13 protein-coding genes are annotated in these 14,249 nt (G+C 69.1%); 11 read left to right on the top strand and 2 right to left on the bottom strand.

Translation table 11 applies throughout. The annotated features are described in order from the left end of the window. Positions 1–4 precede the first annotated feature (4 nt). A complete protein-coding gene (locus tag AB4079_RS15205) occupies positions 5–1,714 on the top strand; it encodes an ABC1 kinase family protein (protein WP_441788156.1) in 1,710 nt (569 codons plus the stop codon). Between the two features lie 38 nt (positions 1,715–1,752). After that, positions 1,753–2,133 carry a thioredoxin gene (gene trxA / locus AB4079_RS15200; RefSeq protein ID WP_441788155.1) on the top strand — a complete coding sequence of 127 codons (381 nt, stop codon included), beginning with the start codon at positions 1,753–1,755 and terminating at the stop codon, positions 2,131–2,133. A gap of 32 nt (positions 2,134–2,165) precedes the next feature. On the opposite strand, the gene AB4079_RS15195 is transcribed toward trxA, so the two are convergent. Then, positions 2,166–2,471: a hypothetical protein gene (locus AB4079_RS15195; RefSeq protein ID WP_441788154.1), complete on the bottom strand. Its 306-nt coding sequence runs from the start codon at positions 2,469–2,471 to the stop codon at positions 2,166–2,168. 196 nt (positions 2,472–2,667) lie between these two features. Then, a complete protein-coding gene (locus AB4079_RS15190) occupies positions 2,668–3,687 on the bottom strand; it encodes a LacI family DNA-binding transcriptional regulator (protein ID WP_441788153.1) in 1,020 nt (339 codons plus the stop codon). Between the two features lie 164 nt (positions 3,688–3,851). Here AB4079_RS15190 and AB4079_RS15185 point away from each other — a divergent pair, with 164 nt between their 5' ends. From AB4079_RS15185 to AB4079_RS15145, 9 genes are all read left to right on the top strand, one after another. Next, a complete protein-coding gene (locus AB4079_RS15185) occupies positions 3,852–5,384 on the top strand; it encodes a sugar ABC transporter ATP-binding protein (RefSeq protein WP_441788152.1) in 1,533 nt (510 codons plus the stop codon). After that, positions 5,381–6,418, top strand: a complete 1,038-nt coding sequence (locus AB4079_RS15180; RefSeq protein ID WP_441788151.1) for an ABC transporter permease — start codon at positions 5,381–5,383, stop codon at positions 6,416–6,418. Before AB4079_RS15185 ends, AB4079_RS15180 begins: the two co-directional genes overlap by 4 nt. Then, positions 6,415–7,455, top strand: coding sequence for an ABC transporter permease (locus AB4079_RS15175; protein ID WP_441788150.1), 1,041 nt, complete (start codon positions 6,415–6,417; stop codon positions 7,453–7,455). The genes AB4079_RS15180 and AB4079_RS15175 overlap by 4 nt, the downstream gene beginning before the upstream one ends. A 50-nt stretch (positions 7,456–7,505) precedes the next feature. After that, positions 7,506–8,546 carry a rhamnose ABC transporter substrate-binding protein gene (rhaS, locus tag AB4079_RS15170; protein ID WP_441788149.1) on the top strand — a complete coding sequence of 347 codons (1,041 nt, stop codon included), beginning with the start codon at positions 7,506–7,508 and terminating at the stop codon, positions 8,544–8,546. 77 nt (positions 8,547–8,623) lie between these two features. After that, a complete protein-coding gene (locus AB4079_RS15165; protein ID WP_441788148.1) occupies positions 8,624–8,998 on the top strand; it encodes an L-rhamnose mutarotase in 375 nt (124 codons plus the stop codon). A 6-nt stretch (positions 8,999–9,004) separates the two neighbouring features. After that, positions 9,005–10,168, top strand: coding sequence for an L-rhamnose isomerase (gene rhaI / locus AB4079_RS15160; protein WP_441788147.1), 1,164 nt, complete (start codon positions 9,005–9,007; stop codon positions 10,166–10,168). Between the two features lie 5 nt (positions 10,169–10,173). Next, positions 10,174–12,210 carry a bifunctional aldolase/short-chain dehydrogenase gene (locus AB4079_RS15155; protein WP_441788146.1) on the top strand — a complete coding sequence of 679 codons (2,037 nt, stop codon included), beginning with the start codon at positions 10,174–10,176 and terminating at the stop codon, positions 12,208–12,210. Continuing rightward, a complete protein-coding gene (locus AB4079_RS15150; protein WP_441788145.1) occupies positions 12,207–13,664 on the top strand; it encodes a rhamnulokinase in 1,458 nt (485 codons plus the stop codon). Before AB4079_RS15155 ends, AB4079_RS15150 begins: the two co-directional genes overlap by 4 nt. Positions 13,665–13,675: 11 nt before the next feature. Next, the coding region (locus AB4079_RS15145; RefSeq protein ID WP_441788144.1) for an alpha-hydroxy acid oxidase at positions 13,676–14,249 on the top strand (574 nt) is incomplete at its 3' end.

Raw genomic sequence — 14,249 nt, 5'->3', positions numbered from 1 at the left:
GCGGGTGACGTCTGACCAGGCCGCCGCGGCTCGCCCCGCGGCGACACCGGCCACCCGCGCCCGCTACCGCCGCATCCTGCGATTCGCCGGCTGGAACCTCGCCGTCACCTGGTGGTACGAGCTGTTCCTGCCGCGGATCGGGCTCGCCGGCGTCGCCGCGCGCACCCGGTCGCGGCGGATGCGCCGGTTCGCGCAGCGCTTCCATGTGCTCGCCGTCGACCTCGGTGGTCTGATGATCAAGGTCGGGCAGTTCATGTCGTCCCGCCTGGATGTTCTGCCCCCGGAGATCACCAGCGAGCTGGAGGGGCTTCAGGACGAGGTCCCGCCCGTGCCGTTCCCGGCGATCCGCGACCTCGCCGAGGCCGAGCTGGGCGTTCCGCTCGGGCAGGCGTTCGCCTCCATCGATGAGGTGCCGGTGGCGGCCGCCTCCCTCGGGCAGGCTCACCGGGCCACCCTGACGGCGCAGGCGACCGAGCACACCGGGCTGGTCGGCGTCGTCATCAAGGTGCAGCGTCCCGGCATCGACGCGATCGTGGATGTGGACCTCGCCGCCCTGCGCCGGGTCGGCCGTTGGCTCAGCCACGTCCGGCTCGTCTCCGACCGCGTCGACGCTCCGGCGCTCGTCGAAGAGTTCGCCCGCACCAGCCTCCAAGAGATCGACTACCTGCACGAGGGCGCCAACTCGGAGCGGTTCGCGGAAGAGTTCGAGGGCGACGAGCGCGTCGCCGTCCCCACCGTCGTCTGGGAGCGGACCACCCGGCGCGTCCTCACAATGCAGGACGTCACCGCGATCAAGATCACGGAGGCGGAGGGGCTGCGCGCCGCCGGCATCGACCCCGCCGAGGTCGCACCGATGTTCGCCGAGGTGATGTTCGACCAGCTGTTCTCGAACGGGTTCTTCCACGCCGACCCGCACCCGGGCAACATCTTCGTGACACCGCGACCGGAGGGGGCGGAGGGCCGCCCCTGGAAGCTCACGTTCGTCGACTTCGGCATGATGGGCGAGGTCCCGTCCGGCACCCGCAGCGGGCTCCGCAAGCTGCTGATCGCTGCGGCATCCCGTGACGGCAAAGGGCTCGTGGATGCGATCCGCGACGTGGGCGTGCTGCTCCCGACCGCCGACACGGCCGAACTGGAGCGGGCGATGACGCACCTGTTCGCCCGGTTCGGCGGCATGGGGTTCGCTGAGCTGCGGGAGGTCGACCCCCGCGAGTTCCGCGATTTCGCGGTCGAGTTCGGCGACGTGGTGCGGTCGCTGCCGTTCCAGCTGCCGGAGAACTTCCTCCTCATCATCCGGGCCATGGCGCTCACGTCGGGTGTCTGCAGCGCGCTCGACCCTGCGTTCAACCTGTGGGACTCGGTCGAGCCGTACGCGGGGCAGCTGATCCGGGACGAGCGAGGCAACGTCATCCAGGATGTCGCGCAGCAGGCCCTCGAGCTCGCGGGGATCGCGTGGCGGCTGCCGAAGCGGCTGGATGCGCTGGTCACGCAGGTCGAGGACGGCTCGGTCGCAGTCACGTCGCCGCGGCTCGAGCAGCGGGTCGGGCGACTGGAACGCACGGCCCGGCGGCTGGTGGCGGCCGTCGTATTCGGCGGTGCGATCATCGCCGGGGCGATCGTGCACGCCGACGACACGACGCTCGGGAGCGTCATCATGATCGCCTCGGTGATCCCGCTGGCCGTCGCGGTGTTCGCCGGGCGTCGCGGCAGCTGAGCCGGAATAGTGCCTGGTCCGATTACGTTTCAGCTGACATGGCAACCACCGAGATCACTTCGACCAACCACGACCAGGCCGTCGCCGACGGCATCGTGCTGCTCGACTTCTGGGCCGACTGGTGCGGCCCGTGTCACATGTTCGCCCCCGTCTTCGAGAAGGCGTCCGAGCAGCACACCGACGTCACTTTCGGCAAGATCGACACCGAGGCGCAGCAGGCGCTCGCCGCGTCGTACGGCATCCAGTCCATCCCGACCCTCGTCGCGTACCGCGACGGCATCCCGCTGTTCTCGCAGGCCGGCGCGCTGCCGGGCGAGGCCGTCGAGGACCTCATCGCGCAGATTCGCGAACTCGACATGACCGAGGTGCGGAAGCAGTACGACGAGCTGAAGGCCGCGGCCGAGCAGCAGCAGAGCTGACGTCCGTCAGCACTCGCGGAGGCGCGGGCCCGTCACTCGACGGGTGCCGCGCCTTTCTCATGCACGCTACCGGCAGGCACGAGCAGCCGGCCGACGTACGCCATCACCACCGAAGCGCCGATCAGCGCGACACCGAGCGGCGGCACGACCTGGCTGATCAGCTGCACCACGTACGACGACGCGGTCAGCATGCCCTGGTCGACGCCGCCGGCGCCCAGGTTCTGCGGCATCACCCCATACGCGAGCGCCGGGTAGACGGTGGTCAGCACCAGTCCTCCGAGCGTCAGGCCGATTCCCCACCACAGCACGACCTTCGGTCGCAGCTTCGACTCGATCACGAACATCCCCCTTCGTCGTGGTTCTACCGGGATGCTACCGGAGGGGTCGCGGCCTGTAGCGAAGGAGAAGTGTGCTCAAATCTCCGACGGACCGCGGTCGTGCAGGAGATTCGACCGGAATCCATTCGGATCTCCGACGGAAGCAGCGACAGCGCGGACGGAAGCCGGCGGCGGCCCGGACGGACGCTGGCGGCCTTCAGGCGCGGGGGACCGCGCCGCTGCTCGCTCGCGCGACGAGCGCCGGCTGGAACTCGACGTGCACCGGCGGGGCATCCGGCTGGACGGTGAGCTGGAGCAGCAGGTCCATCGCGGTCGAACCGATCTCGTGGCTGGGCTGGCGGATGGACGACAGCGGCACCACGGCCGCCGAGGCGAACGCGATGTCGTCGTAGCCGATCAGCGCCACATCCTCCGGCACCCGCAGGCCCGCCTGCAGGAGGCTCTGCAGCAGGCCGATCGCGACCAGGTCGTTCGCGGCGAAGACCGCGTCGGGGCGGTCCTCCGGCGCACGGGATGCGAGCGCCGTGCCGACCCGCTGGCCGCCCTCGAGTGTCAGGTTCTCGGTTTCCAGCTTCTCGATCGTGCTCCCAGGGTACGCTGCGGCCAGCTCGTCGGCGGCGCCGCTGTAGCGGTCCGCTACCTGCTCGATCGCGAACGGTCCGCCGGCGAACGCGATGCGGCGGAAACCCTGCTCGATCAAGTGCTTCGCGGCCAGTCGGCCGCCGGCGACGTCGTCGACCGCGACCGAGCTGAACGAGCGGTCCAGGCTGGTGCGGTCGACCAGGACCGAGGGGATGCCGCGCTCGCGCAGCCGGTGCAGGCGCGGGATCGCGTCGCCGACCGGGGAGATCAGCACGCCGCGGATGCGCTCCTGCTCGAACATGGTCAGGTACCCGGCCTCGCGCTGCTCGTTCTCGTCCGAGTTGCCGACCAGCACCGAGAGCCCGTCGCGGGCCGCCCTGTCCTCCGCGCCGCGGATGAGGGAGGCGAAGAACGGGTTGCCGACGTCGAGTACGACCATGCCGATGCCGCTGCCCTGACCCATGCGGAGCTGGCGGGCGGCGTTGTTGCGCACGAAGCCGAGCTCTGTGATCGCGGACTGCACGCGCTGCACCACGGCGTCGGAGACGCGCTCGGGGCGGTTCAGCACGTTGGACACCGTCCCGACGGAAACACCGGCGAGCGCGGCGACATCTTTGACGCTGGCGGAGGGCATGGGGCTCCTTCGTTCGGGGCAGTGCCTGCAATTATGCACGTTTCAACGCGCTCCGTGTCAGTTTTTCCCAAAGACTTGACGCACCCCCATTCGGTCTGGCAAGGTCATTTCAACGTTTCAAATTGAAACGGTTCACAGCTCGACGCGGAGATACGTTCACGACAATGACGTCCCCAGCAACTGCCGCCCCCGGCGGCCCGCCGGTTCTCGAACTCCGCGGCGTGGCCAAGTCCTTCGGACAGGTCGTGGCCCTCAGCCGCGCCGACCTCCTCGTCCAGCAGGCGTCGATCCACGCCCTCGTCGGCGAGAACGGCGCGGGCAAGTCCACTCTCGTCAAGATCGTCGCCGGGCTGTACCAGCGCGACAGCGGTGAGATGCGCTTCCGCGGCGAGACGGTCGACTTCAGCACAACGGCCGAGGCCAAGAACGCGGGCATCGCCGTCATCTACCAGGAGCCGACGCTGTTCCCCGACCTGTCGGTCACCGAGAACATCTTCATGGGCCGGCAGCCGACCGACCGTGCCGGGCGCATCGACCGCAAGGGCATGCGCACCGAGGCCCGCGCGATCTTCCAGCGGCTCGGTGTCCACATCGACCCCGACCGCCTCGCGGAGGGCCTGTCGATCGCCGATCAGCAGCTGATCGAGATCGCCAAGGCCATCTCGCTCGATGCGCGCCTCCTGATCATGGACGAGCCCACCGCCGCCCTCTCGGGCGTCGAGGTCGAGCGGCTGTTCGCCGTGGCTCGCAGCCTCCGGGACGAGGGCCGCGGCATCGTCTTCATCTCGCACCGCTTCGACGAAGTGTTCTCCCTCTGCGACACCATCACCGTCATGCGCGACGGCGCCTACGTCTCCACCGATAGCACGGTCGATGTCACCGAGGACGAGATCGTGCGCCGCATGGTGGGCCGGGATGTGACCGAGCTGTTCCCCAAGCAGGAGACGACGATCGGCGAGCCGCTCCTCGTCATCGAGCACCTGAGTTCCCCTGGCGTCTTCCACGATGTGAGCTTCACGGTTCGCGCCGGCGAGATCGTGGCGCTCGCCGGCCTCGTCGGCGCCGGCCGCAGCGAGATCGCGCGAGCGGTGTTCGGTGTGGACGGCTACGAGACCGGCAGTGTGCGGGTCGAGGGGCGGGCGGTTCCCAAGCGCCGGCCGACCGCTGCGATGGCCGCCGGCCTCGCGCTGGTCCCCGAGGACCGCCGCAAGCAGGGTCTGGTGCTCGAGGAGTCGGTCGCGCGCAACAGCACCCTGGCCATCCGGAAGAAGCTGACCAAGGCGGGGTTCATCCGCAGTGCCTCCGAGAACTCGGCCGCCCGCGTGTGGGCCAGCCGGCTCCAGCTCAAGACCAACTCCCTCGACACGCTCGTCGGCACGCTGTCCGGCGGCAACCAGCAGAAGGTCGTCCTGGGCAAGTGGCTGGCCACCGACCCCCGCGTACTGATCATCGACGAGCCCACTCGCGGCATCGACGTCGGTACCAAAGCCGAAGTGCACCGGCTGCTCAGCGAGCTGGCCGGGCGGGGCATCGGCATCCTCATGATCTCGTCCGAACTGCCGGAGGTGCTCGGGATGGCGGACCGCGTTCTCGTTGTACGCGAGGGCCGCATCACGGCAGAGCTGGACCGCTCCGTCGCCGACGCCGAGAACGTCATGTTCGCGGCGACCCACGCTCTCGAGGAGGCCGCCGAATGACGACACCCGCCCTCACCCCGGAGAAGGTGCCCAATGCGGGTGTCCGGATCGCACGCTCGTTCGTCCGGGCGCGCGAGACCGGCATCCTGCTCGCGATCCTCGTCGTCATCGCGGTGACAACGGCCATCAACCCGTCGTTCCTGTTCAGCGCCGACGGCTGGCGCGACCTGCTGCTGACGCCCGCCATCCTCGCGCTCGTGGCGATCGGGCAGGCGATCGTGATCATCACCCGCAACGTCGACCTGTCGGTCGGCTCGGTCGTCGGCCTCACCGCCTACCTGACGGGGCGTCTGTTCGCCGACATCCCGGGCATCCCGATCATCGCGGTGTTCGTGATCGGCGCATTGGCCGGGGCCGTCCTCGGACTGGTGAACGGGGCGCTCGTCGCGTTCGGCAAGGTGCCCGCCCTGGTCATCACCCTCGGCACGCTGTACGCGTTCCGCGGGATCGACGTTCTGTGGGCAGGCAGCAACCGGATCAACGCGAGCGACATGCCCGCAGGCTTCCTCGGGCTCGGGACGGGGTCGTTCCTGACCATCCCGTACCTCACCATCCTCGCCGTGCTCGTCATGCTCGTCGCCGGCTGGTTCTTGCGGAACCGGCGAGGCGGTCGTGAACTGTACGCGATCGGGTCCGACCCTGCAGCGGCCGAGCTCTACGGGCTCAAGGTGACGCGTCGCATCCTCACCGCGTTCGTGCTCTCGGGTGCGACCGCCGGCCTCGCCGGCGTGCTCTTCGTCGCCCGCTACGGCACGGTCAGCTCGCAGACCGGCACGGGCCTCGAACTGCAGGCGGTCGGAGCTGCGGTCATCGGTGGCGTCGCCATCTTCGGCGGCAGCGGCTCGGTGTACGGCGCCGTGCTCGGTGCTGTGCTGCTGCTCACCATCAACCGGGCGCTGCCCATCCTCGGAATCCAGGACTTCTGGCAGCAGGCGGTCGTCGGCGTACTGATCATCGGCGCCATCGTCCTCGACCGCGTCCTCGCTCTGCGGCTGTCCCGCCGCCTCGTCGCCGAAAGGGAGGTCACCGCGTGACCGACACCCAGGTGCCCACCGCCGCCGCGTCCACCCGCAGCTACCCCGACTACAGCCGCCCGCTGTGGCAGCGCTGGTTGCTGACCCGCGAGTCCGCCGTGATCGTCGCGCTGATCGTGGTCGCCATCGTGGCCTCCTCGACCGTGCAGAACTTCGGCACGCCGGTCACGCTCGGCTTCCTGCTGCTGGATGTGACGCCCATCCTGATGATCGCCCTCCCGATGACCTTCGTGATCGTCACCGGCGAGATCGACCTGTCGGTGGCGAGCACTCTCGGCCTCAGCAGCGTCCTCCTGGGCGTGCTGACGAAAGCCGGCTGGCCGATCGAAGGGGCGTTCGTCGTCTGCCTGGTGGTCGGGCTGGTCTGCGGCGCCGTGAACGGGTTCCTGGTCACTGTGGTCGGCTTGCCGTCGCTCGCGGTGACGATCGGAACGCTCGCGCTGTTCCGCGGCATCGCGGTCGGCCTGCTCGGGACGACGGCCATCACCGACTTCCCGTTCTTCTGGCAGAACCTCGCACAGCAGCGTTTCGGCACCTCGGGCATTCCGGTCGTGATGGTGCTGGTCGTGGTGCTCGTCATCGTCTTCGCGCTGCTGCTGCATGCCACCCCGTACGGGCGCGGGCTGTTCGCCCTCGGGCTCAGCTCCGAGACGGCCGCCTTCTCTGGCGTGCATGTCGCGCGCACCAAGTTCATCGCCTTCCTGCTGACGGGACTGATCGCCGCGCTGGCCGGCATCTACTGGACCCTGCGCTACGGCAGCGCCCGAGGCGACAACGCGGTCGGCCTGGAACTGTCCGTGATCGCGGCGGTGCTGCTCGGCGGCGTCTCGATCTTCGGGGGCAAGGGCGCGATGCACGGCGTGATCGCCGGCGTGCTCCTGATCGGCGTGCTGCAGAGCGCGCTCCGCCTGGCGAACGTCAGCTCCGACGCCATCAACATCATCACCGGCGTCCTGCTGATCCTGTCCGTCCTCTCACCGCGCATCCTCGCCTGGGCGCGCGGCTCCCGTGCCCGCCGACGGCGAAGTCAGCCGTAGGCGCGTTCCACCCGCATCACCTGCACTCACCCACCCCGAAAGGAACAACGATGTTGCCCTCCACCTCGCGCCGCACCAAGCGCCTACTCGCCTTCGGCGCCGGCGTCGTCACCGTCGCCCTCGCCCTCACCGGCTGCTCGAGCAGCTCCGGCGGCTCCGGCTCCGGTTCCGGCGACAAGAACTACAAGATCACCTTCCTGCCCAAGAACCTCGGCAACCCGTACTTCGACACGTCCGACAAGGGCGGCGAGACGGCCATCAAGTCCTTCAAGGGCACCTACAACCAGGTCGGACCGTCGACCGCCACCGCCGACGCGCAGGTCAGCTACATCAACACGCTGACGCAGCAGCAGGTCGGCGCGATCGTGCTCTCCGCCAACGACCCGACGGCGCTCGGCAGCGCCCTCACGCAGGCCAAGTCGGCCGGCGTGAAGGTCGTCACCTTCGACTCCGACACCGACGCCAAGTACCGCGACGTCTTCGTCAACCAGGCCACGGCCGAGGGCATCGCCAAGATCCAGGTGGACACCATCGCCAAGGAGATCGGCGACAGCGGCGACATCGCCATCCTGTCGGCCGCCGCCAACGCGACGAACCAGAACGCCTGGATCGACCTGATGAAGAAGGACCTGGCGAAGGACCACCCGAACGTCAAGCTCGTCGACACCGTCTACGGCAACGACGACGACCAGACCTCCTTCGACAAGACCGCTGCACTGCTGCAGACCCACCCGACGCTGAAGGGCATCGTCTCGCCCACCACGGTCGGCATCGCGGCAGCCGCTCGGTACCTCTCGACGTCGGACGCCAAGGGCAAGGTCAAGCTCACCGGCCTCGGCACCCCGAACCAGATGCGTGCCTACGTCAAGGACGGCACGGTCGACGAGTTCGCGCTGTGGAACCCGGAGGACCTCGGCTACCTGGCCGCGTTCGCCGCGAAGGCGCTGATCGACGGGACCATCACCGGCAAGAAGGGCGACACCTTCAAGGCGGGCAAGCTCGGCTCGTTCACGGTCGGCGACAAGGGGACCGTGCTGCTGGGCGACCCGTTCGTCTTCAACAAGGACAACATCGACAAGTTCCACTTCTGATCCTGTCCTGACCCCTCGCCCGGCCGGCTCCGGCCGGCCGGGCGAACCCCTCCCTCCCTCTCCTGAAGGTGACCGCCATGCAACGTGCGTGCTTCCGACTGCGTGTCGATCCGGCGCACCTCGACGAGTACCGCGCGCGGCACGCCGCGGTCTGGCCGGACATGCTGACGGCACTGAAGGACACGGGATGGGACAACTACTCGCTCTTCCTCGCGGACGACGGCTGGCTGATCGGCTACGTCGAGGCGCGGGACGACTACGAATCGGCGCAGCGGCGGATGGACCTCACGGAGGTCAACACGCGCTGGCAGGCCGAGATGAGCCGCCTGTTCGACGGCCTCGACGGGGCAGCGCCCGATCGGTCGTTCGAGCTGATCCCCGAGATCTTCCATCTCGAGGACCAGCTCGCTGCGATCGATGACACGCACGACGACACGACACGAAAGGCGTAAGGAACAGTGACTGACTTCACGTCCATCCGCGACCAGCTGGCGCTGCAGGCGATCGAGCTTCCGAGCTGGGCGTTCGGCAACTCCGGCACCCGCTTCAAGGTGTTCGGCACCCCCGGCACCGCACGCGACCCGTTCGAGAAGATCTCGGACGCGGCCCAGGTGCACAAGCACACCGGGCTCGCCCCGACCGTCGCGCTGCACATCCCGTGGGACAAGGTCGACTCGTACGCCGACCTGCGCAAGCACGCGCAGGACAACGGCGTCGACCTCGGCACCGTCAACTCGAACACGTTCCAGGACGACGACTACAAGTTCGGCTCGATCTCCCACGCCGACGACCGCATCCGGAACAAGGCGATCGATCACCACTTCGAGTGCATCGACATCATGAACGAGACGGGTTCGCGCGACCTGAAGATCTGGCTCGCCGACGGCACGAACTACCCGGGTCAGGATTCGATGCGCGCCCGTCAGGACCGCCTGGCGGAGAGCCTGCAGAAGATCTACGAGCGGATCGCCGAGGGCCAGCGGCTGGTGCTGGAGTACAAGTTCTTCGAGCCGGCGTTCTACCACACCGATGTTCCGGACTGGGGGACCAGCTACGTCCAGACCGCCGCTCTCGGTGAGCGTGCGTTCGTCTGCCTGGACACCGGCCACCACGCGCCGGGCACGAACATCGAGTTCATCGTCATGCAGCTGCTGCGGCTCGGGAAGCTCGGCTCGTTCGACTTCAACAGCCGGTTCTACGCGGACGATGACCTGATCGTCGGGGCGGCGGACCCGTTCCAGCTGTTCCGCATCCTGTTCGAGGTCATCCAGGGCGGCGGCTACGCCAACCCCGACGTGGCCTTCATGCTCGACCAGTGCCACAACCTGGAGGCGAAGATCCCCGGGCAGATCCGCTCGGTGCTCAACGTGCAGGAGGCGACGGCCAAGGCGCTTCTCGTCGACACCGAGGCACTCGCCGCGGCGCAGCGCGCCAACGACGTGCTCGCCGCCAACACGGTGTTCATGGATGCGTTCAACACCGACGTCCGTGCCGACCTGGCCGCCTGGCGCGAGTCCCGCGGTCTGCCCGCCGACCCGATGGCCGCCTACAAGGCCTCCGGGTACCAGCAGAAGATCGAGGCCGACCGCGTGGGCGGCACCCAAGCCGGATGGGGTGCGTGACACCGATGACGAACGAGACAGTCGCGGCGCTGATCGCCCGCTCCAACCGCCTCGGGTCGGACCCGAAGAACACGAACTATGCCGGCGGCAACACCTCGGCCAAGGGCACCGAGACCGACCCGGTCACCGGTGAGCCCGTGGAGCTGCTGTGGGTGAAGGGCTCCGGGGGAGACCTCGGCACCCTGAAGGAGTCCGGCCTGGCCGTACTCCGCCTCGACCGCCTGCGCGCGTTGCAGAATGTCTACCCGGGGGTGGAGCGCGAGGACGAGATGGTCGCCGCGTTCGATTACACGTTGCACGGCAAGGGCGGTGCGGCTCCCTCGATCGACACGGCCATGCACGGCCTGGTGGACGCGGCGCACGTCGACCACCTGCACCCCGACTCCGGGATCGCGATCGCGACCGCGGCCGACGGGGAGGCGCTGACCGAGACGATCTTCGGCGGACGCGTGGTGTGGGTGCCCTGGCGGCGCCCCGGCTTCCAGCTCGGGCTCGACATCGCCGCGATCAAGGCGGCGAACCCCGAGGCGATCGGCACCCTCCTCGGCGGCCATGGCATCACGGCGTGGGGGGAGACCAGCGAAGAGGCCGAGGCCAACTCGCTGTGGATCATCCAGACCGCGGCCGACTACATCGCGGCCAATGGCCGTCCCGATCCGTTCGGCACGCCTCTGGCCGGCTACGCGCCGTTGCCGGAGGCGGAGCGCCGTGCGAAGGCGGCGGAACTGGCTCCGCACCTGCGCGCCATCGCATCCACCGACCGGGTGCAGGTCGGCCACTTCAGCGACTCCGACGTGGTGCTCGACTTCCTGGCGTCGTCCGAGCACCCGCGCCTTGCCGCGCTCGGCACCTCGTGCCCGGACCACTTCCTGCGCACCAAGGTGAAGCCGCTGGTGCTCGACCTGCCGGCCGACGCGTCCATCGAGGACTCGGTGGCACGGCTGGAGGAGCTGCACGAGCAGTACCGCGCCGACTACCAGGCGTACTACGACCGGCACGCGACCGCCGACTCGCCGGCGATCCGCGGTGCTGACCCGGCGATCGTCCTCATCCCCGGCGTCGGGATGTTCTCCTACGGCAAGGACAAGCAGACCGCCCGGGTCGCCGGCGAGTTCTACACGAACGCGATCAACGTCATGCGCGGCGCCGAAGCGCTCTCGACCTACGCGCCGATCGACGAGTCGGAGAAGTTCCGGATCGAGTACTGGTCGCTGGAGGAGGCGAAGCTTCAGCGGATGCCGAAGCCCAAGCCGCTCGCCGGCCGCATCGCGCTCGTCACCGGTGCGGCGTCGGGCATCGGCAAGGCGATCGCCACCCGGCTCGCCGCCGAGGGCGCGTGCGTGGTCATCGCCGACCTCGACCTGGCCAAAGCGGAGGCTGCCGCTGCCGAGATCGGCAAGAGTGACGTCGCGATCGGTGTCGTCGCCGACGTGACCGATGAGAAGGCGGTGGATGCGTCCATCCGGGATGCGCTGCTCGCGTTCGGCGGCCTCGATCTGGTGGTCAACAACGCCGGCCTGTCGATCTCGAAGCCGCTGCTGGAGACCACGAACGCCGATTGGGACCTGCAGCACAATGTGATGGCGAAGGGCTCGTTCCTGGTCTCGCGTGCCGCGGCGAAGGTCCTGATCGACCAGAAGCTCGGCGGCGACATCGTCTACATCTCGTCCAAGAACAGCATCTTCGCCGGACCGAACAACATCGCCTACTCGGCGACCAAGGCCGACCAGGCGCACCAGGTGCGACTGCTCGCGGCGGAGCTCGGCGAGCACGGCATCCGGGTCAACGGGATCAACCCGGACGGGGTCGTGCGCGGCTCCGGCATCTTCGCCGGCGGCTGGGGCGCCAAGCGCGCCGCGGTCTACGGCGTGCCCGAGGAGGAACTGGGCCAGTACTACGCCCAGCGCACGCTGCTCAAGCGCGAGGTGCTGCCCGAGCACGTGGCCAACGCGGTGTTCGTGCTCTGCACCAGCGACCTCGACCACACCACGGGCCTGCACATCCCGGTCGACGCCGGGGTCGCGGCCGCCTTCTTGCGATGAGCGGGAACCCTCTCGGCAGGGCGACGCAGGACGGTACGGTCGCCGCCGTCGACCTGGGCGCGACCAGCGGCCGGGTGATGCACGCTAGGGTCGGCGCGAACACGCTGGAGCTCACGGAGGCCGCGCGCTTCCCGAACACGCCCGTCCGGGTGTGGGAGGGGAGCCGCGCGGCCCTGCACTGGAACCTGACGGGGCTGTACGCGAGCGTGCTCGATGGTCTCGCATCCGTCTCCCGGTCGGACCCGGCGCTCCGCAGCATCGGTGTCGACTCGTGGGCGGTCGACTACGGGCTGCTGCGCAACGGACGGCTGGTGGGGGAGCCGTACCACTACCGCGACGAGCGCACCGAGCGGGGCGTGTCGCTGGTGCAAGCGGCTGTCGAGCCCGCCGAGCTGTACCGCGAGGGCGGCCTGCAGTTCCTGCCGTTCAACTCCCTCTATCAATTGGCGGTGGATGCGGCCGACGGCGCTTTCGACTCGGCCGATCGCTTCCTCCTGGTGCCTGATCTCATCACCTACTGGCTGACCGGGGTGCAGCAGGCGGAGCGGACCAACGCCTCCACGACCGGGCTGCTGACCGCCGAAGGTGAGTGGAACGACGCGCTCATCGGGCGACTGGCGCTGCCGCGGGAAGCGTTCCCGTCGCTGGTTTCTGCGGGCACGTCTGTCGGCGGTCTGCTGCCGACGCTGGCGCGCGACTTGCCGTTCGCGGGCGCCGGACCGGTCGTCACCGCTGTCGGCTCGCACGACACGGCGTCGGCGGTCGTCGCGGTGCCGATGGATGCGTCCCGCGCCGCGTACATCTCCTGCGGCACCTGGGGGCTCGTCGGTGTGGAGCTGGAGCATCGCGTCGTCTCCGAGGAGGGGCGCGCCGCCAACTTCACCAACGAGGGCGGCGTGGACGGCCGCATCCGCTACCTGCACAACGTCATGGGGCTGTGGCTGCTCAGCGAGTCGCTGCGCGAGTGGCAGCGCCGTGGACTGCAGGTCGGACTCTCCGGCCTGCTGGCGGAGGCGGCCGAGCTGCCGCGGCCGACGGACGTCTTCGACGCGGACGACCCGCGCTTCCTCGCCCCCGGCGATATGCCGTCTCGCATCGCGTCGTGGTTCGACGAGCGCGGCCTGCGCGCGCCGGCGTCGCCGGCCGGGATGGTCCGCGTCATCGTCGAAAGCCTGGCCGCCGCGTTCGGGGATACGGTCCAGCGCGCAGGCTCGCTCACCGGCGTCGGGGTGGAGGCCATTCACATCGTCGGCGGCGGAGCGCGCAATGCCCTGCTCTGCCAGGCGACCGCCGACCGCAGCGGGCTGCCCGTGCTCGCCGGCCCGGTCGAGGCCACCGCCATCGGCAACGTCCTGGTCCAGGGCCGCGCCGTCGGCCTCCTCACCGGCGACCTGGAGACGCTCCGCGCCCTGGTCGCCCGCACCACCCAGATCGTCCGCTACGACCCCCGTTAGGATCTTTCCCCATGGTGACTCGCCAATTCCCGAAGCCGGTTGAACTGTTGGAGTTGATGCAGTTCAAGAAGCCGGAGCTGGATCTGAAGAAGCGTCGGCTTGAGTCTGCGTTGACGATCGAGGACCTCGCGCGGATTGCTCGTCGTCGGACGCCGAAGGCGGCGTTCGATTACACCGAGGGCGCGGCGGAGGGTGAGTTGTCGTTGGCGCGGGCCAGGCAGGCGTTTCAGGATGTGGAGTTCCACCCGTCGATCCTGAAGGATGTGTCCACCGTGGACACGTCGTGCCAGATTTGGGGTGGACTGTCGGCGTTGCCGTTCGGGATCGCGCCGACCGGGTTCACCCGGTTGATGCAGACCGAGGGGGAGACCGCGGGTGCCGGGGCGGCGGCGGCGGCGGGGATCCCGTTCACCCTGTCCACGTTGGGGACCACGTCGATCGAGGAGGTGAAGGCGGTCAACCCGGCCGGTCGGAACTGGTTCCAGTTGTATGTGATGCGGCAACGCGAGATCTCCTACGGGCTGGTGGAGCGGGCAGCAGCGGCGGGGTTCGACACCCTGTTCTTCACGGTGGACACCCCGATAT

Origin of the sequence: Leifsonia sp. 2MCAF36 (assembly GCF_052115525.1) — a bacterium.
In the GTDB taxonomy this organism is placed as follows: domain Bacteria; phylum Actinomycetota; class Actinomycetes; order Actinomycetales; family Microbacteriaceae; genus Leifsonia.
This window is presented reverse-complemented; position numbering and strand designations above follow the sequence as displayed.

Coding starts and splice junctions, on each gene's coding strand:
- trxA (WP_441788155.1), top strand. CDS start 1,753: ATGGCAACCACCGAGATCACTTCGACCAACCACGACCAGGCCGTCGCC.
- AB4079_RS15190 (WP_441788153.1), bottom strand. CDS start 3,687: ATGCCCTCCGCCAGCGTCAAAGATGTCGCCGCGCTCGCCGGTGTTTCC.
- AB4079_RS15185 (WP_441788152.1), top strand. CDS start 3,852: ATGACGTCCCCAGCAACTGCCGCCCCCGGCGGCCCGCCGGTTCTCGAA.
- AB4079_RS15180 (WP_441788151.1), top strand. CDS start 5,381: ATGACGACACCCGCCCTCACCCCGGAGAAGGTGCCCAATGCGGGTGTC.
- rhaS (WP_441788149.1), top strand. CDS start 7,506: ATGTTGCCCTCCACCTCGCGCCGCACCAAGCGCCTACTCGCCTTCGGC.
- AB4079_RS15165 (WP_441788148.1), top strand. CDS start 8,624: ATGCAACGTGCGTGCTTCCGACTGCGTGTCGATCCGGCGCACCTCGAC.
- AB4079_RS15155 (WP_441788146.1), top strand. CDS start 10,174: ATGACGAACGAGACAGTCGCGGCGCTGATCGCCCGCTCCAACCGCCTC.
- AB4079_RS15150 (WP_441788145.1), top strand. CDS start 12,207: ATGAGCGGGAACCCTCTCGGCAGGGCGACGCAGGACGGTACGGTCGCC.